Consider the following 17129-nt stretch of genomic DNA (forward strand, 5'->3'; position numbering starts at 1 on the left):
ACGCCGGGCCCGGCCCGGGCCCCCCGCCAGGGGGACCTCCCCTCACCCCTGGCGGGGGGCCCGGGCCGGGCCCGGCGTCGGTTTCGGGGGCTCCGCCCCCGGACCCTCCCCAGCTACCGCTGGGGGCGCCCCCAGCGCCTCGAACGCCGGCGGGGCTGGTCTTGGCGGACCGCCGCACCGTCCAGCCCGTCCGGCGTCCGAGGACCGGGGGCGCGGGGGTGGAGCCCCCGGACCCTTCAGCCGCGCCGGCGATTGAGGCGCGGGGGAGCGGGGGCGGAGCCCCCGGATGAGATACGAGTCGATCACAAGGAGCGCCAGCAGATGCGCCTGTCCGTCTCCGGGACGTACGCGGCGGGGAAGACCTCCACGGCCACCGCCCTCTCCCACTACACCGGCATCCCCTTCGCCCCGGCCCGTTCCATCCGGGAGATCCTCCCGGACGCCGTCCCCGGCAAGGCACTCGCCGAGGTCACCCCGGCCGAGTACCTCCAGCTGGCCGTCCGCCGTCACGTCGGGCGCGTGCAGAACGAGGCGCGGCTCGGGGACCGGCTGATCTCCGACGGGTCCTCCCTCCAGGAGTGGATCTACGCGGCCGCCCGCGTGCGGTTCGGGATGGACCCGGCGGCCCCTGCCGAGACCCCGCCCGCCTCCGCCGCCATGGACTTCTTCGCCGAGGCCGTCGACCAGCTCGGGCACGCCTTCCGGCAGCACGTCAAGGAGACGTACGACGGGTTCGTGCACCTCAAGGCCGCCGAGGGCGCCACGTCCGGCAAGCCCGGCGGGCACCGGCGGATGCACCCGGTGTTCCGCGGGTTCTGCGACGACATGCTGCTGCGGGCGCTGGCCGACCTCGGCGTGACGTACCACGTCGTCGAGGAGAGCAGCCGGCGCGAACGGCTGCGGACCATCGCCGGGCTGTTCGGGCTGCCGATCGTGCGGTCCGTGGACGAGGCGCTGGAGCTCGCCGAGGTCGAGTACGCCGCCATCGACTGGCGGCTGGAGGGGGAGCGGGCGCAGAGTTCCGCCTCCCTGGCCGCCGCCTCTTCCGCCTCTTCCACCTCTTCCGCCTCCACCGCCACTGCCGTTGCTCCGGAGGGTGTGCGATGAGTGGGGTCCCTTCCGCTTCCGCCGCCTCTTCCGCCTCCGCCGGCGCGCCGCTCCACGAGCGCCGTTGGCTGATGCTGCCCGTGGTGCTGGCGGCCCTGTTCATGGCGCAGTTCGACCTCTACGTCGTCAACGTCGCCGCGCCCACGCTCCAGGAGCACCTCGGTGCCGGGCCCGTCGCCCTGGAACTGATCGTGGCCGGGTACGCCTTCACCTACGCCAGTGGGCTGATCACCGGTGGCCGGCTCGGGGACCTCCTCGGGAACCGGGTCATGTTCCTCGGGGGCACCCTCGCCTTCACCGCCGCCTCGCTGCTGTGCGGCCTGGCCCAGAGCCCCGGGCAGCTCGTCGCCGCGCGGCTGGTCCAGGGGGTGACCGGGGCGGCCATGGTGCCGCAGGTGCTGGCGCTGATCACCGGGGTGTTCGGGCCTGCTGAACGGCCCCGCGCGCTGGCCTGGTTCGGGTTCACCGTCGGGGTCGGTGCCGTGGCCGGGCAGGTGCTCGGCGGGATGCTGCTGCAGGCCGGGGGAGACGGGTCCGGGTGGCGGGTGATCTTCCTGGTGAACGTGCCCGCCGGGCTGCTCACCTTCCTGTGCGCCCGGGCCGTCGTGCCCGGCCCGCCCAAGGTGCGCGCGGCCACCGGGCTCGACCCGGCCGGCGCCGTCGGGATCCCGGCCGGGCTCGCGCTGGCGCTCGTACCGCTGATGCTCGGCGGCAGCAGCGGGTGGCCGCTGTGGACCTGGCTGTGCCTGGCCGCGTCCGTGCCCGTGCTGGCCGGCACGCTGGTGTGGGAGCGGCGGCTGGGGCGCCGGGGCGGTACTCCGCTGCTCGACCTGTCGCTGTTCGCCGTGCCGTCCTTCCACCGGGGGCTCGTCATCTCCGGTGCCGTGTTCGGCGCCTTCTTCAGCTTCCTGTTCGCGCTCACCCTGGTGCTCCAGTCCGGGCTCGGACTCTCCCCGCTCGGCGCCGGCTTCGCCTTCGCCCCGCTGGGGCTGGCCTTCGCCGCCGCCTCCATGGCCGCCCGGCGCACCCCGCCCGGCCGGGCCGCCCGTACCGTGCTCGCCGGGATCGGGGTGGCCGGGCTCGGGATGCTTTCCCTCTTCGCCGAACTTACTTGGCTCCCTGGCGAGTTGAGCGTGGCGCGGCTGTTGCCCGCCATGGTGCTGATCGGGCTCGGCAACGGGCTCGCCGTGCCGGCGCTCACCGGGGCCGTGCTCTCCGGAGTGCGCCCCGGCCAGGCCGGTTCGGCCGCCGGCGTGCTCACCACCGCCCAGCAGTTCGCGAGCGCGGTCGGGGTGGCCCTGCTCGGCTCGGTCTTCTTCGCCGTGCTCGGTGGGCGGACCGGGAGCGAGGGGTACGCCGAGGCACTGCACTCGGTCGCCGGGATCGGGCTGGGCCTGGTGGCCGTGGCGGCGCTGGCCGCCAGGTCGCTGCCGCGGCCCGCCGCACCCGCCCACGCTGCGCCTGCCCCTGCCGCGCCCGCCACCGCGTCCGCGCCCGCCACCGCGTCCGCGTCCGCCACCGCGTCCGCGCCCGCCGCGCCCGTGGCGTCCGGCGCCGCCTCCCCGACCTCCGGAAAGGCCTGACGATCACCATGTCCGCCACGCAGTCCGCCGCCTCCCCCCTGGCGGCCGCCCTCCCCACCGACCCCGCAGCCCTCGCCACGTACCGCAAGCAGAAGATCGCCCTGCTCTTCGAGCAGATCATCACCCACGGCGATCTCGACCTCGCCGACGAGCTCTTCCACGAGGACTTCACCTGGCCGCAGTTCGGCCTGCACGGGCCCGAGGGCGTGCGCACCTGGGTGCGGGCGTTCCGCACCGCCTTCCCCGACATGGTCGACACGGTCGTCGAGCAGTGGGCCGAGGGCGACACGGTCATCACCCGCGTCGAGTGCACCGCCACCCAGCTCGGACCGTTCCGCGGGCTGCCCCCGAGCGGCCGCAAGGCCACGTTCGGGGCGCTCGGCATCGACCGGTTCCGCGGGGACAAGGTCATCGAGCGGTCCGCCCACTTCGACCTCGCCGACCTCATGCGCAAGTACGGCCACACCCAGCTGAACGTGCCCCCGGTGGACCGGCCGTGAAGCCCGCGCCGTTCTCCTACGTCCGCCCCGCCACCGCCGAGGAGGCGGTGGGGCACCTGGCCGCCGCCGCCCGCGCCGGCCGGGAGGCGCGGGTGCTGGCCGGCGGCCAGTCCCTGCTGCCCCTGCTGAACCAGCGGCTGGTCCGGCCCGACCTGCTGGTGGACCTCGGCCGGGTGCCGGGGCTGGCCGGCGTACGGGCCGACGGCTCCGGGGTATGGATCGGGGCCCTGACCCCGCACGCCGCGGTGGAGCGCAGCACCGACCGCGCCCTGCACCGGGACCTGCCGGTGCTGCCCGAGGCGGCCGCGCTGATCGGCCGGCTGCCGGTGCGGATCCGCGGCACCGTCGGCGGCAGCCTCGCGCACGCCGACCCGTGCGCGGAGTGGTGCCTGCTCGCGGTGCTGCTCGACGCCGAGCTGACCCTGCTCGGGCCCGACGGCACCCGGGTGGTGGGCGCCGCGGCCTTCCTGCGCGGCCGGCACCTCACGGCGCTGCGGCCGGGGGAGATCCTCACCGGGCTGCGCTTCCCGGCCGCCGAACCGGCCGCCGCGCTGGTCGAGTACGGGGTCCAGCCGGGCCGGCTGCCCGAGGCCGCCGCCGCGGCGGCGCTGACGCTGTGCGCCGACGGCCGGATCGCCGCGGCCCGGATCGCCGTGGCCGGACCGGCCGAGGTGCCGTTCCGCGCCCCGCACGCCGAGGCGATGCTGCTCGGGGCCCGGCCGGGCGCCGAGGCCTTCACCGCGGCGGCCGCGCGCGCGGTCGGCGCCGGGCGGGGCGAGCTGTCCGCCCTGGCGGGCGCCCTGCTGCGCCGGGCCCTGGCCGAGTCCGCCGACCGCGCCCGGGTCCTGGCCCCGGTCCGCCGTCCCGCGCCCGTTCCGGCCGCCGCCGGGGCGGCCCCGCAGGCCGAGGCGGTGGCGGCATGAGCGACTCGCCCGACGCGTACGCGTACCAGGCGCCCGACGCCGCCGAGCCCGTCCCCGTCAAGCTCACCGTCAACGGTGCGCCGTACGCCGCCGAGGTCGAGGCCCGGCGCAGTCTCGTCGACGTGCTGCGGCGGGACCTGGACCTGACCGGGACCCGGGTCGGCTGCGAGACCGGGGTGTGCGGCTCGTGCACCGTGCTGCTGGACGGCGAGCCCGTACGGGCCTGCGCCGTGCTGGCGGTGCAGGCCGACGGGCAGCAGGTGGAGACCGTGGAGTCGCTCGCCGGGGACGACGGGCGGCTCGGGCCGCTCCAGCAGTCGTTCAAGGACCACTTCGCCCTCCAGTGCGGGTTCTGCACCCCCGGCTTCCTGATGCTCGGCACCGCCCTGCTGCGCGACGACCCCACCCCCGACCGCGAGCGGATCCGCTCCTGCGTGGCCGCCAACCTGTGCCGCTGCACCGGCTACCGGCCGATCGTCGACGCGATCGAGGCGGTGACCCGATGACCGGCGCCGCCCTGGGGCGTTCCGTCCCGCGTCTGGAGGACGACCGGCTGCTGCGCGGCGGTGGCGACTTCCACGACGACGTCGTGCGGCCGGGCCAGCTCTGGCTGCGGATCGTCCGGTCCCCGCTCGCGCACGCCGAGATCCGCCGCATCGACACCGCCCGCGCCGCCGCCCTGCCCGGGGTCGTCGCCGTGGTCACCGCCGCCGACCTGCCCCCGGACACCCGGATCCCGGTGCGCCAGCCGCACCCCGGGCTGGACTTCACCCCGCACCTGCAACCGCCGCTGGCCACCGGGCACGTCCGGTACGCGGGGGAGCCGGTGGCCGCCGTCCTGGCCGAGGACCCCTACCTCGCCGAGGACGCCGCCGAGCTGGTCCGGCTGCACCTGACCGAGCTGGAGCCCGTGCTCGACGCCCGCACCGCGCCCGCCGCCTGCGAGGTCGGCGTCGTGGACTTCGGCTACGGCGACGTGGACGCGGCCTTCGCCGCGGCCGCCCACGTGGTCGGCGCCGAGCTGCGCACCGGACGGCACAGCGGCACCCCGCTGGAGCCGCGCGGACTGGTCGCCGAACCCGACCGGGCCACCGGCCGGCTCACCGTGTGGGGCGCGGCGAAGATCCCGCACATCAACCGGCGGGTCCTGGCCACGCTCCTGTCGCTGCCCGAGCACCGCATCCACATGCGGGAGACGGACGCCGGCGGCAGCTTCGGCATCCGCGGCGAGTTCTACCCCGAGGACTTCCTCGTCCCGTTCCTGGCGCTGCGCACCGGACGCCCGGTCAAGTGGAGCGAGGACCGGGCCGAGCACATGGTGGCCGCCAACCACGCCCGGGAGCAGGAGCACCGGATCGAGCTGGCGCTGGACGCCGAGGGCCGGCTGCTGGCCCTGCGCGACGAGGCCTGGCTCGACAACGGCGGCTACGTGCGCACCCACGGGGCGGTGGTGGCGGCGCTGACCGCGTCGATGATCTCCGGCCCGTACCGGCTGCCGGCGTGCCGCTCCCGGGTGCACATCGTCAAGACGCACAAGACCCCGATCGGCACCTACCGGGCCCCGGGCCGCTTCCAGCACAACTTCGTGCGCGAGCACGCCCTGGACCTCGCCGCGACCCGGCTGGGCCTGGACCCGGTCGAGCTGCGCCGGCGCAACCTGCTGACCGCCGCCGAACTGCCGCACGAGCGGCCGATGCAGGTCTTCGGCTCCCCGATGCTGCTCGACGGCAAGGACCACCTGGAGCACTTCGACAAGGCCCTGGCCGACGTCGGGTACGCGCGGTGGCGGGCGGAGGCGGCCGAGGCCCGTTCCCAGGGCCGGCTGGTGGGCACCGCCTGCGCGGTGATCCTGGAGAAGGCGGGCCTCGGCCACGACAGCGCGGTCGTCGACATCGGGGTGACCGGCGCGGTCCGGGTGGTGATGGGCGGCGCCAACGTCGGCCAGGGCATCCGGACCGTGATGGCGCAGATCGCCGCCGAGGAACTGGCCGTGCCCGTGGACGCGGTCCACGTGGTGCTCTCCGACACCGACCTGCTGCCCGACGGCGGCGGCACCTTCGGCAGCCGCTCCACCGTGGTCGGCGGCACGGCCGTGCGCGAGGCGGCCCTGAAGGTGCTGGACAAGGCACGGGCCGTGGCCGGCGAACTCCTCGGGGTGGAGCCCGGAACGCTGGTCGCCCGGGACGGCGGTCTCGCCGTCGAGGGCGAGCCCGGCCGCCGGCTGGACTGGGCGCGGGTCGCCGCCGCGAGCTTCGCGCCGCGCTGGGCCGGTACCGCCGACGAGGTCGGCCTGATCGGCCGGGCCACGTACGCCGCCCGGGGCATGACGTACCCCTACGGCGCGCACTTCGCGCAGGTCGAGGTCGATCCGGACACCGGGGCGACCCGGGTGACGCGCTACGCCGTGACCTACGAGGTCGGCCGCGCCGTCCATCCCGAGGCGGTCCGCGGGCAGTTGCTCGGCGGCGTCGTCCAGGGCATCGGCGGGGCGCTGACCGAGGAGTTCCGCTACGACGAGCGCGGCGTACCGCAGTCGCTGACGCTCGACACCTATCTGTGGCCGCGCGCGGACGACCTCCCCGAGATCCAGGTGGAGGTCTACGAGGACGCGCCGGCACCGGGCAATCCGCTCGGCCTGCGCGGGGCCGGCGAGGGGGGCACCGCAGGCAGCGGCGCCGTTCTCGCGGGCGCCGTGCGGGACGCACTGGGGCTGGCCGGCGACGTCGGCGCACTGCCCCTGCACCCCTCGCGGGTGCGCTCGCTCATGTCGCTGACGACCGAGGAGGCATCATGACAGTGGATCAAGCAGTACTGGACTGGCTGAATACCGACCCCGACTGGGATCTTCCCGAGACGACGACCGACGGCCCGCTGGCCGCGGACGTGACCGCCCCCTCGGCGGCCACGCTCGCATCGGCGAGCCAGGCGGAGCGCGAGGAGATCATGTTCGAGTACGCGCGGGCGGAGGTGGCCCGTTCGGTGGGCCTGAGCCCGGCCGCGCTGGACACCGAGCGGACGCTGGTCAGCGTCGGCGTCGGGTCGATGCTCGGGTGTGAGCTCCAGTACCGGCTCCGGGACGCACTGGGCGTCGCGCCGGAACTGAAGGAGATCTTGATGGCGAAGGACACGCACGCCCTGGCCGGCATGCTGTTGGCCCAGCTCGGGTATGGAGGATGACCGCGAAGCTGGCGCCGCCGGCCGGCGCGGACGTGTGGCTGCTGCGGCAGCCCAAGCCGGACGACATCACCGGCGTCCTCGACATGGATGAACTGGACGAGACCGAGCTCCAACGGGCCCGGGCCTGCCGCCGGCAGGCCGGCGGGTACCTGTACGCGGCGGCGCACATCGCGCTGCGGCGGGTGCTCTCCTCGTACGTGGGCGAGCCCGCGCGCGAGCTCGTCTTCGGACGGGGGCCGTGCCCGTGCTGCGACAAGCAGCACGGGCGGCCGGTGCTCCTGAATCCGGCGTCCGACCTGCACTTCTCGCTGTCGCACAGCAGTGGTGTGGTGCTGATCGGGGTGGCGCAGGTCCCGATCGGCGTGGACGTCGAGAAGGTGCCGAGTGCGGAGACCGCCCGGGTGTGCACCCAGGCGCTGCACCCGGACGAGCGGGCCGAGCTGGCCGAGGTGCCCGAGTGTGCGGGGACCTCGGCGTTCGGGCGGCTGTGGACCCGTAAGGAGGCCTTCCTCAAGGGCCTCGGCACGGGTCTGGGCCGTGACCTCTCCCTGGACTACCTGGGGTGGGAGTCCGAGCGGCACCCGGAGGGCTGGGCGGTCGTGGACGTACCGGCCGGCCCGCGGCACACCGCCGCGGCGGCGATCGGCTACGACGGGGCCCCGCAGGGCCCGGTGACACTGCGCTGGCTGCCCATGGACAGCCTGTACAGCGGCGCTCGCGCCGATCTGACGCGGAAGGACTCCGTGCTCGCGGAGCTCGCCGCCTGACAGAGCCGGACGCGTCGGCCAGACGTGTCCTGGAAGGGCCCCGGCCGGGGTGCGGAACCGGCCGGGGCCCTCGGGCGTACCGGCGCAGCCGCCGCCCGAACGCGTCGCGGTCGTGGGGAACTTGCCAAAGTCGGTCCTCCGCCGACGAGGGCTCGCAAAACAAAGAGAACACTCGCTATTCTTGAATCCTGGCCACACGACCTGCTCGCCGGAGGGAGCTCGCCATGCCTGTACCGCAGGCCGCGCGCATGCCGGAGACCGTGCCGACCGCCGACACACTGGCCCGGCGCCTGTTCCGTTGCCTGCCGCGTACCGACCAGCGCCGCTGGGCCGGCGCCTACCTGTTCGGGCTGGTGACGACGCCCGGCAAGAAGTCCGTGCGTAACATGGCGCGTTCCGCCGGCACCTTCGGCACCGCCTCGCAGTCACTGCACCAGATCGTCAACTCCAGCACCTGGCAGTGGGACCCGGTCCGCCGGGAGCTGGCCGCCTGGTGCGGGGAGCGCGCCGAGGTCCGCGCCTTACGGATGGTCCCCGTGGTCATCCCCAAGCGGGGCGAGTGCTCCGCCGGGGTGCACCGCCGGTTCGACCCGGCGGGCGGCCGCACCCTCAGCTGCCAGCACGCCCTCGGCCTGTTCCTGGTCACCGACCGCGGCACCGTCCCGGTCGACTGGCGCCTGAGCCTGCCGGGCCGCTGGAGCGAGGACCCCGAACTGCGCGAACGGGCCCGGATACCGGCCGGCGCCCGCGGCGGCCTGACCAGCCGCCTCGGCCTCGAACTCGTCGACGCGGCCGCCGCCCACCCGGCCACCGCCGGGGTCCCGGTCGTCGCCGAGGCCGACGCCGAGACCCCCGAGGAGGCCGCCCGGCTGATCGCGGGCCTGTCCGAGCGGGGCGTCCCGTTCGCCGTCTCCGTTCCCGCCGCCATGCCCGTCCTGTGCGGGCACTCCGGTGACCGCGGCCCCGCCCTGACCGACGTGGCCCGGCTGGTCCGCCGCCTCAACCCGGCCGTGGCCGCCGCCCGCGGTACCGGCCGGCCCGCTCCCGCCGTCACGGCGACGGGCCCCGCCCCCGCCCCCGCGCCCCGGCTGCGCCGCGCCCCCGCCCTCGTCCGTGTCCCCGGCGTGAGCGGGCCGCTGGCCCTGCTCACCGAGTACGCGCCCGGGACCGACCGGCCGGCCAGGTACTGGATCGCCGGCACCGACGGCACCTGCGCCCAGCTCACCCGGTTCGGCACCGCCACGCTGCCCATGGAGGTCCTGGAGGACTGCGGACTGCGCGACTTCGAGGGGCGCTCCTTCCCCGGCTGGCACCGCCACATGACCTTCGTCGCGGCCGCCGCCGCCCACCGCCTGCTGGGCCAGACCTCCGGCCCGCTCACCGCGACCGCGCTCTGATCCCAGGAATCCGAGGAGTCGACATGCCTGTCCTGACGGCGGAAGCCCCCGCGCGCGACGCCGCGGCGGTGACCGACACCGCCACGGTGACGCACGTGCCGGTGGACACGCTGCTGGACGCCGAGTCCCCGCGGCTGGCCGGGGTCGACCACGACCACGTCCTGCTGCTGGCCGGGCTGGAGACCGCCCTGCCGCCCATCGTGGTCCACCGGCCCACCCTGCGCGTCATCGACGGCATGCACCGGCTGCACGCGGCCCGCCTCAACCGCCACGAGACCATCCCCGTCCGCTGGTTCGACGGCTCCGAGACCGAGGCCTTCCTCTTCGCGGTCGAGGCCAACAACGGCCACGGCCTGCCGCTGACCCTCGCCGACCGCCGCGAGTCCGCCCGCCGGATCCTGCGCGCCTGGCCCGAGTGGTCCGACCGGGCCGTCGCCGCCAAGGTCGGGCTGTCCGGCAAGACCGTCGGCGTGCTGCGCCGCACCGCCGCCGAGGCCGGCGAACTGCCCGCCGTACGGGTCGGCTGCGACGGCCGGGCCCGGCCGCTGAGCGCCACCGAGGGCCGGCTGCGCGCCGTGGACTACCTCGCCGTACGCCCCGACGCCTCGCTGCGCGAGATCGCCCGGACCGCCGGGATCTCCGTGGAGACCGCCCGCGACGTGCGCGACCGGCTCGCCCGCGGCGAGGGCCCGCTGCCCACCGGCGGGGCCGGTGGCCGCGGCGGCGTCCGCCCGCCCCGGCCGCGCGAGTGCGCCGAACCCGTGGACCTGCCGACCGTGCTCGACTCCCTCAAGCGCGACCCCACCCTCAAGTACAGCGACGAGGGCCGGGCGCTGATCCGCTGGCTGGAGGCCCGGATCGTACGCCAGGGCGAGAGCGGGCTGCTGCTGCGCGCCCCCGCCCACCAGGCACCGAAGATCGCGGCGATGGCCCGTGCCTGCGCCGCCTACTGGGACGAGATAGCCACCGAGCTGGAGCAGCGCGGTACGCAGTCTCCGTAACCACCCCTGAGAGATGATGAGATGACGGACGTCGCCTCGAACCCCACCCCCCGGACCACCGACTCCCGCACCACCAACCCCTGGGCCGCGCTGGCGGCCCTCTGCGTCGGCTTCTTCCTGATCATGATGGACACCACCATCGTGACCGTGGCCATCCCCGGCATGCTGACGTCGCTGGACGCCGACCTCAACCAGATCACCTGGGTGCACAGCGTCTACCTGCTCACCTACGCCGTCCCGCTGCTGGTCGCGGGGCGGCTCGGTGACCGTTTCGGACGCAAGCCCGTCTTCCTGGCCGGCATGGCCGTCTTCACCGCGGCCTCCCTGTGGTGCGGACTGTCCGGCACCGCCGGGATGCTGACGGCCGCCCGCGCCGTCCAGGGGGTCGGCGCGGCCCTCATGGCCCCGCAGACCATGGCCTTCGTCACCACCCTCTTCCCGCCCCAGCGCCGCGGCGCCGCCCTCGGCGTCTGGGGCGCCGTCGCGGGCCTGGCCACCACCGCGGGACCGCTGCTCGGCGGGTTCCTGACCGGCTCGGCCGGCTGGCAGTGGATCTTCCTGATCAACGTGCCGATCGGCCTGGTCGGCCTCGCCATGTCCGCGCGGCTGCTGCCCGGTGGACAGCCGCGGACCTCCCGCCGCTTCGACCTGCTGGGCACGCTGCTGTCCGGACTCGGCCTGTTCGCCCTCGTCTTCGGCCTGCAGAACGGCCAGCACTACGACTGGGGCACCGTCGTCGGCCCGCTGGACGTGGCCACCGTCATCGCCGCCGGCCTCGTCCTGCTGGTCCTGTTCCTGGTGTGGCAGCGCGTCAACCCGCGCGAGCCGCTGATGCCGCTGTCCCTGTTCGGGCGGCGGCACTTCAGTTCCGCCGCGTTCGCCGCCGCCGCCATCGGCTTCGCCGTCACCGGGCTCTACCTGCCGCTGACCCTGTTCATGCAGGACGTCATGGACCTCACCCCGCAGCAGGCGGGCCTGCTGATGGTGCCCATCGCCGTCTCCAGCGGCCTGGCCGGGCCGCTCGCGGGCACCCTCTCCGACCGGGTCCCCGGCAAGTGGGTGGTCCTGGGCGGCTTCCTGGTGTTCGCCGCCGGACTCGCGCTGATCGTCCTGGCCATGGACACCCACGCCGGGGTCTGGGGCACCGCGGGCGCCCTGTTCCTCGCCGGCATCGGCACCGGCCTCGCCTTCGCCCCCATGGCGAACGTCGCCACCGGGAGCCTGCCGGTCGAGGTCATCGGTGCGGGCGCCGGCATGTACAACTCCATCCGGCAGGTCGGCTGCGTCATCGGCGCCGCCGCCGTGGGCGTCCTGATGCAGGCCCAGACCGCGGCCCATCCGGCCGATCTCGGACGGGCCGCCGGAAACACCCTGCTGCTTCCCGTGGCGGTGCTTCTGGTCGGTGCCCTCGCCTGTCTGGTGATGCCCTCCGGAAGGACCCCGGAGAAGAAATCCGGGACACCGGACCGGATTTCCGAGAATTCCGGCCTGCAAAAGGTCGGATGAGGCAAGTCGAAGCAACGTGGAAACACCAGGAAAGGAATACGGCTGATGTCTGGCGACCCTGCACAGATGGATGTCACCACCCTCGCGGAAAAGGTGACCGGACCGGTCCGGACGCCCGGCCAGGAGGGCTACGAGGAGGAACTCACCCAGTTCCAGGCCGGATACCGGCACGCCCCGGCCGTCGTCGTCGGCGCCGCCGACGCACAGGACGTGCGCACCGCCGTCGCCTGGGCCGCCGAGCACGGCCTGCCGGTCGCGGTGCAGTCCACCGGCCACGGCGTCACCGTCCTCGACCGCGGCGGCCTGGTGATCACCACCAAGCGCCTGGACGCCATCACCGTCGACCCGGACGCCCGCACCGCCCGGATCGGCGCCGGCGCCCGCTGGGAGCAGGTCGTCGAGCGCACCGCCCCGCACGGCCTGGCCCCGCTGAGCGGCTCCGCCGGGCACGTCGGCGTCGTCGGCTACACCCTGGCCGGGGGCCTGGGTCTGCTCGCCCGCGAGTTCGGCTACGCCGCCGACCTGGTGAAGGCCGTGGAGGTGGTCACCGCCGACGGGCAGCTGCGCGAGGTCACCGCCGACAGCGACCCGGACCTGTTCTGGGCGCTGCGCGGCGGCCGGGAGAACTTCGGCGTGGTCACCGCGCTGGAGGTCGAACTGCTGCCGGTCGCCAAGGTCTACGGCGGCGGCATGTACTTCGACGCGGGCCAGGCCCAGCAGGTCCTGGAGCAGTTCCGGGCCTGGACGGCGACCGCCCCCGAGACGGTCACCGCCTCCCTCGGCATGATCGAGTACCCGCCGATCCCGGTCTTCCCGGAGCCGCTGCGCGGCCGGCACGTCGTCCACGTCCGCTTCGCCACCACCGACCTGGCCGCCGGACCCGAGCTGGTGCGGCCCTGGCGGGAGTTCGGCGCCGACATCCTGCACGAGCACCTGGGCGAGCTGGACTACCCCGAGGTCGGCTCCATCTACGCCGAGCCCACCTTCAGCCACGCCTACGACGGCAACGCGGTGCTGCTCAGCGAGCTGGACCCGGCCGTCCTGGACGCCGTACGCACCCTGGCCGGGCCCGGCGCCCCCGTGCCGTGCATCGTGGACCTGCGCCACCTGGGCGGGGCCCTGGCCCGGCAGCCGAAGGTGCCCAACGCCGTGCCGTACCGCGAGGCCGCGTACATCCTGCGGGTGCTGTCGGGCTCCGACGACGCCCCGGCCGAGGAGATCCGGGCCGCGCACGCGGCGCTGGACGAGGCCGTGCGGCCCTGGACGCTGGGGCGCTCGCTGAACTTCGTCTACGGCGAGCGGGCCGCGGACGCCTTCGCGGACGAGCTGTGGGACCCGGCGACCCGGGCCCGGCTGGCCAAGCTCAAGGCCGTCCACGACCCGGCCAACCTGTTCCGGACCAACCTGAACATCCCGCCTGCCGCGTGACCGCCGCCCGTCCGTGCAGGTCGTAGCGGGCTGGTCGCGCGGTTCCCCGCGCCCCTGACCATGTGCCCCCGGAGCCTCGGCCCCGGGGGCACATGCCCCGTGAGGGGCGCGGACGGCGGGCAGCCGCCGGCATACGGAAAGTGCCCCGGGCCTTGGGCGCCGGGGCACTTTTCGCTGGGCGGAACGGCTAGGCGGCGGGCTGGCCCAGCCCGACCCGGTTGCCGGCCGGGTCACGGACGTAGGCGACCCGCTCGCCCCAGGGCGTGTTCTCCGGCTCCTGCACCACCGGGGTGCCCTCGGCCCGCAGCGCGGCGACCGTCGCGTCGACGGCCTCGACGAACACGAACAGGTCCACCGTGCCGGGGGCACCGTCGGCGGCCCGGTCGTCCCGGCTGACGGCCAGCTCCGTGTCGTGCCGGCGCAGCGTGACGAAGTCGGGCTCGCCCTTGGCCGGGTGCCGGTGCCCGGTCGCGAAGCCCAGCCGCTCGTAGAAGGCGGCGGTGTCCCCGACCCGGCGGGCGCGCAGCACGGGGAACGCGCGCCGCGCCGGGTGGAAGGGGCTGTGGACGGCCGCGCTCACCGCGACACCCGGTCGGCGAAGACCTTCCAGATCGGCAGCCGGGTCCGCCCCTTGGCGTCGAGCTGCGGCTGCCGGCCGGTGCGCTCGAAGAACTTCTCCATGCCGACGGCCACGCCCGCGTACTCGGACAGCTCCATGGAGGTGATGTCCCAGCCCGCCTCGGTCAGCGTGCCGCGCAGCTCCTCGCCCGGCACCGACAGCGGTGCCGGCATCCCGCCGGGCACATCGGCGAAGCACAGCACGCTGAGCTGCGCCCCGGGCCGGGTCACCCGGTGCAGGGCGGCCGCGTACAGCGGCCGGGCCGGGCCGGGCAGGGTGTGGAAGAGCGCGCTGTCGAGGACCGAGTCGAAGCGGCCCTCGTAGCCCGCCAGCACGGTGGCGTCGGCGACGGCGAACTCGATCTCCAGCTCGCCGGCCCGCTCCCGGGCCTGCTCGATGGCGGCGGAGGCGGCGTCGATCGCGGTCACCCGGTAGCCGCGGCGGGCCAGGAAGACCGCGTTGTCCCCGGGGCCGCAGCCGATGTCGAGCACCGCGCCGTGGAAGCGGCCCAGCTGCTCCAGCTCCACCACGTCCGGCTGCGCCTCGCCGATGTCCCAGGGGACGACCTTGATGGCGGCTCCCTCCAGCAGCTCCCCGCCCTTGTAGACGGCGTTGAAGTCGGCGGCGGCGTAGTCGAAGTCCTGTTCCGTGGCGCTCACGCGTATCTCCTTGGTCGGGGGCTCCCCCGGCACGGGCCGGGGGAAAGTGCGTGGTTTTCGCGGCAGTATCGCCCGCCGGCCGGGCGTCCAGGAATGCACGGACGGGTCGCTGTCCGGATATCCGGGGGTGTCTGCCGTCCGGGTGCGGAATTTCCGCGGTCGGACACCCGGTCGGACACCCCGGGTCCGCCCACATCTCCAACAGCTGTCCGAATTCAGGCACATGGACACCCGCGCATTCATCGGGGTGAATAAGAGCCTCAACGGGACACCGGAGAAGGGGAGTTACCTGTGGCTGGCAAGGTCTGGTTCATCACCGGCACGTCCCGGGGATTCGGCAGGGTCTGGGCCGAGGCCGCCCTGGAGCGCGGCGACCGCGTCGCGGCGACCGCCCGCACCCTCGACAGCCTGGACGGCCTGGTCGAGACGTACGGCGACGCGGTACTGCCGCTCACGCTCGACGTCCGCGACCGCGAGGCGGCCTTCGCCGCCGTCGCCGCCGCCCACGAGCGGTTCGGCCGCATCGACGTGGTGGTCAACAACGCCGGCTACGGGCTCTTCGGCCCGGTCGAGAACGTCACCGAGGCCCAGGCGCGCGAGCAGATCGACACCAACCTCTTCGGCACCCTGTGGGTGACCCAGGCGGTCCTGCCGGTGCTGCGCGCCCAGGGCAGCGGCCACATCCTGCAGATGTCCTCCATCGCGGGCCTGGCCTCCTGGCCGATGCTCGGCCTCTACCACGCCTCCAAGTGGGCCGTGGAAGGCCTGAGCGACGCCCTGGCCCAGGAGGTCGGCCGGTTCGGCATCCACGTCACCCTCGTCGAGCCCGGACCGTACAAGACCGACTGGCGCGGCGCCTCCGCCGTCTGGGCCGAGGCCGGCGAGGCCTACGCGGAGGCCGCCAAGCCTCCGTCGGCCGGTTCCGCCCCCGGCGACCCGGCCGCGACCGCGGGCCCCCTGCTGGAGCTGGTGGACAGCCCGAACCCGCCGCTGCGGCTGCTGCTGGGCGCCACCGTGCTGGACACCGTCACCGCCGCCTACGAGGAGCGGCTGGCCGGCTGGAAGCAGTGGGACGCCCTGGCCCGCGCCGCCCAGGGCGACGCCTGAGCGCGGCCCGACTTCGCGGCCCGACTTCGCGGCCCGGCACCGGCCGAGGCCGCACCGAACCACCTCGATCCACCCTGATCCACCCGACGTGAAGGGAACAAGACCGTGCAGACAGCAGCGGTGAACGCCACGACGGCCCCCGAGCTCCAGGTCCCGGGCCGCGACGAGCTGGTGGCCCGGGCCGCCGGGCTGCGCGCGCAGCTGTGGGAGGACGCGGCCGAGAGCGACCGTGCCCGCCGGCTGACCGAGGGCAGCATCGCCGCGCTCACCGGCGCCGGCCTGATGCGGCTGATGACCCCGCGCCGCCTGGGCGGCTACGAGGCCGACATCCGCACCCTGCTGGAGGTCGCCGGCGAGGTCGGCCGCGGCTGCGGCTCCTCCGCCTGGGTCACCGGGGTGCTCAACGCCGGCAACTTCGTCGCCTCCCTCTTCCCGCGTGAGGTCCAGGACGAGGTCTGGAGCCTGAACCCCGACGCCCGCACCGCACTGGTGCTCGGCATGCCGGCCCGCGGCGTGGAGCACGTCGACGGCGGAGTGAAGATCACCGGCGAGTGGGGCTACGTCTCCGGCTCGCTGCACGCCGACTGGGTCGGGGTGCTCGTCGCGGTGCCCACCGACTCCGGTGAGGCCGTCGTGCACTTCGCGCTGATGCGCGCCGACGAGGTCGCGATCAAGGACACCTGGCACTTCGCCGGGATGCGCGGCACCGGCAGCAACACCGTCATGGCGACCGGGGTGTTCGTGCCCGAGCGCCGGCTGCTGCCCTACGCCCCGCTGCTGAACGGCGAGACCGACGGCCTGGTCGACCCGGCGAACCGTTACCGCAACAGCCTGGTCGGGCTGTTCTCCATCGGCCTGCTGGGCTCCCTCATCGGCGGCGCCACCGCCGCCTTCGACTTCGTCCGCGAGGCCGCCCCGAACCGGCCCGCCGCCGGCTCCAAGTTCCCCAACCAGGCCGAGTCCCCGACCCTCCAGCTCGACCTCGCCGAGGCCGCAAGCAAGATCGAGACGGCCAAGCTGCTCGCCGCGAAGATCGCCGACACCGCCGACGAGGCCGCGTACGCCGGCGAGTTCGCCGACGTCCTCACCCGGGCCGCCGCCCGCCAGAACTCCACCCGCGTCGCCCAGCTCTGTCGCGAAGCCGTCGACCTGCTGATGACCGCCTACGGCTCCTCCGCCTTCAGCGAGGCCAACCCCCTCCAGCGGATCTGGCGCGACGTCAACGTCGGCAGCCGCCACGCCGGGTTCGGCATGGGCATCCCCGCACAGCTCTACGGCCGCGCCCTGGTCGGCAAGGACCCGCGCGACATCAGCCTCCTGGTCTGACACCCCCCGCGGACGACCCCACCCCCGAC

16 protein-coding genes are annotated in these 17129 nt (G+C 74.9%); 14 read left to right on the forward strand and 2 right to left on the reverse strand.

Annotation, left to right across the window (positions count from 1 at the left end; all coding sequences use genetic code 11):
• Window positions 1-321: 321 nt before the first annotated feature.
• From EF918_RS20455 to EF918_RS20510, 12 genes are all read left to right on the forward strand, one after another.
• Window positions 322-1107, forward strand: a complete 786-nt coding sequence (locus EF918_RS20455) for an AAA family ATPase (RefSeq protein ID WP_125648484.1) — start codon at window positions 322-324, stop codon at window positions 1105-1107.
• Window positions 1104-2690 (forward strand): MFS transporter, encoded by a 1587-nt coding sequence (locus EF918_RS20460; RefSeq protein ID WP_125648487.1) that lies wholly within the window; start codon window positions 1104-1106, stop codon window positions 2688-2690. Before EF918_RS20455 ends, EF918_RS20460 begins: the two co-directional genes overlap by 4 nt.
• 8 nt (window positions 2691-2698) lie before the next feature.
• On the forward strand, window positions 2699-3190 hold the full coding sequence (locus EF918_RS20465) for an ester cyclase (protein ID WP_125648490.1): 492 nt from the start codon (window positions 2699-2701) through the stop codon (window positions 3188-3190).
• Window positions 3187-4113 carry a xanthine dehydrogenase family protein subunit M gene (locus EF918_RS20470; protein WP_125648493.1) on the forward strand — a complete coding sequence of 309 codons (927 nt, stop codon included), beginning with the start codon at window positions 3187-3189 and terminating at the stop codon, window positions 4111-4113. The genes EF918_RS20465 and EF918_RS20470 overlap by 4 nt, the downstream gene beginning before the upstream one ends.
• Window positions 4110-4619 carry a (2Fe-2S)-binding protein gene (locus EF918_RS20475; RefSeq protein WP_125648496.1) on the forward strand — a complete coding sequence of 170 codons (510 nt, stop codon included), beginning with the start codon at window positions 4110-4112 and terminating at the stop codon, window positions 4617-4619. The genes EF918_RS20470 and EF918_RS20475 overlap by 4 nt, the downstream gene beginning before the upstream one ends.
• A complete protein-coding gene (locus EF918_RS20480) occupies window positions 4616-6907 on the forward strand; it encodes a xanthine dehydrogenase family protein molybdopterin-binding subunit (protein ID WP_125648499.1) in 2292 nt (763 codons plus the stop codon). Before EF918_RS20475 ends, EF918_RS20480 begins: the two co-directional genes overlap by 4 nt.
• Window positions 6904-7290, forward strand: coding sequence for an acyl carrier protein (locus EF918_RS20485; protein ID WP_125648502.1), 387 nt, complete (start codon window positions 6904-6906; stop codon window positions 7288-7290). The genes EF918_RS20480 and EF918_RS20485 overlap by 4 nt, the downstream gene beginning before the upstream one ends.
• Complete coding sequence (locus EF918_RS20490; RefSeq protein ID WP_125648505.1) at window positions 7287-8057, forward strand: 4'-phosphopantetheinyl transferase superfamily protein; 771 nt, start codon at window positions 7287-7289, stop codon at window positions 8055-8057. Before EF918_RS20485 ends, EF918_RS20490 begins: the two co-directional genes overlap by 4 nt.
• Window positions 8058-8281: 224 nt before the next feature.
• On the forward strand, window positions 8282-9454 hold the full coding sequence (locus EF918_RS20495) for a transposase (protein WP_125648509.1): 1173 nt from the start codon (window positions 8282-8284) through the stop codon (window positions 9452-9454).
• A 23-nt stretch (window positions 9455-9477) separates the two neighbouring features.
• Complete coding sequence (locus EF918_RS20500; RefSeq protein ID WP_125648512.1) at window positions 9478-10455, forward strand: ParB N-terminal domain-containing protein; 978 nt, start codon at window positions 9478-9480, stop codon at window positions 10453-10455.
• A gap of 21 nt (window positions 10456-10476) precedes the next feature.
• Window positions 10477-11961 (forward strand): MFS transporter, encoded by a 1485-nt coding sequence (locus tag EF918_RS20505; RefSeq protein ID WP_125648516.1) that lies wholly within the window; start codon window positions 10477-10479, stop codon window positions 11959-11961.
• Window positions 11962-12027: 66 nt separating this feature from the next.
• Entirely contained in the window at window positions 12028-13389 is a 1362-nt protein-coding gene (locus EF918_RS20510; protein WP_260610423.1) for an FAD-binding oxidoreductase, read from the forward strand.
• 187 nt (window positions 13390-13576) lie between these two features.
• Here the strand turns inward: EF918_RS20510 and EF918_RS20515 are convergent, their stop codons facing one another.
• Both EF918_RS20515 and EF918_RS20520 read right to left on the reverse strand, forming a co-directional pair.
• Complete coding sequence (locus EF918_RS20515) at window positions 13577-13969, reverse strand: glyoxalase/bleomycin resistance/extradiol dioxygenase family protein (RefSeq protein WP_125648522.1); 393 nt, start codon at window positions 13967-13969, stop codon at window positions 13577-13579.
• The gene (locus EF918_RS20520; protein WP_125648525.1) at window positions 13966-14667 is read right to left on the reverse strand and encodes a bifunctional 2-polyprenyl-6-hydroxyphenol methylase/3-demethylubiquinol 3-O-methyltransferase UbiG; all 702 of its coding nucleotides are present in this window, start codon (window positions 14665-14667) and stop codon (window positions 13966-13968) included. Before EF918_RS20520 ends, EF918_RS20515 begins: the two co-directional genes overlap by 4 nt.
• 291 nt (window positions 14668-14958) lie before the next feature.
• Here EF918_RS20520 and EF918_RS20525 point away from each other — a divergent pair, with 291 nt between their 5' ends.
• Window positions 14959-15774: an SDR family NAD(P)-dependent oxidoreductase gene (locus EF918_RS20525; RefSeq protein WP_125648528.1), complete on the forward strand. Its 816-nt coding sequence runs from the start codon at window positions 14959-14961 to the stop codon at window positions 15772-15774.
• Between the two features lie 105 nt (window positions 15775-15879).
• The gene (locus tag EF918_RS20530; protein ID WP_125648531.1) at window positions 15880-17100 is read left to right on the forward strand and encodes an acyl-CoA dehydrogenase family protein; all 1221 of its coding nucleotides are present in this window, start codon (window positions 15880-15882) and stop codon (window positions 17098-17100) included.
• Window positions 17101-17129 lie beyond the last annotated feature (29 nt).

Source organism: Streptomyces sp. WAC06614 (assembly GCF_003949795.1).
In the GTDB taxonomy this organism is placed as follows: domain Bacteria; phylum Actinomycetota; class Actinomycetes; order Streptomycetales; family Streptomycetaceae; genus Streptomyces.

Excerpts from the sequence above, each read along its gene's own strand:
- EF918_RS20455 (WP_125648484.1), top strand. The coding sequence starts at position 322 with ATGCGCCTGTCCGTCTCCGGGACGTACGCGGCGGGGAAGACCTCCACG.
- EF918_RS20460 (WP_125648487.1), top strand. The coding sequence starts at position 1,104 with ATGAGTGGGGTCCCTTCCGCTTCCGCCGCCTCTTCCGCCTCCGCCGGC.
- EF918_RS20465 (WP_125648490.1), top strand. The coding sequence starts at position 2,699 with ATGTCCGCCACGCAGTCCGCCGCCTCCCCCCTGGCGGCCGCCCTCCCC.
- EF918_RS20475 (WP_125648496.1), top strand. The coding sequence starts at position 4,110 with ATGAGCGACTCGCCCGACGCGTACGCGTACCAGGCGCCCGACGCCGCC.
- EF918_RS20480 (WP_125648499.1), top strand. The coding sequence starts at position 4,616 with ATGACCGGCGCCGCCCTGGGGCGTTCCGTCCCGCGTCTGGAGGACGAC.
- EF918_RS20485 (WP_125648502.1), top strand. The coding sequence starts at position 6,904 with ATGACAGTGGATCAAGCAGTACTGGACTGGCTGAATACCGACCCCGAC.
- EF918_RS20490 (WP_125648505.1), top strand. The coding sequence starts at position 7,287 with ATGACCGCGAAGCTGGCGCCGCCGGCCGGCGCGGACGTGTGGCTGCTG.
- EF918_RS20495 (WP_125648509.1), top strand. The coding sequence starts at position 8,282 with ATGCCTGTACCGCAGGCCGCGCGCATGCCGGAGACCGTGCCGACCGCC.
- EF918_RS20500 (WP_125648512.1), top strand. The coding sequence starts at position 9,478 with ATGCCTGTCCTGACGGCGGAAGCCCCCGCGCGCGACGCCGCGGCGGTG.
- EF918_RS20505 (WP_125648516.1), top strand. The coding sequence starts at position 10,477 with ATGACGGACGTCGCCTCGAACCCCACCCCCCGGACCACCGACTCCCGC.
- EF918_RS20510 (WP_260610423.1), top strand. The coding sequence starts at position 12,028 with ATGGATGTCACCACCCTCGCGGAAAAGGTGACCGGACCGGTCCGGACG.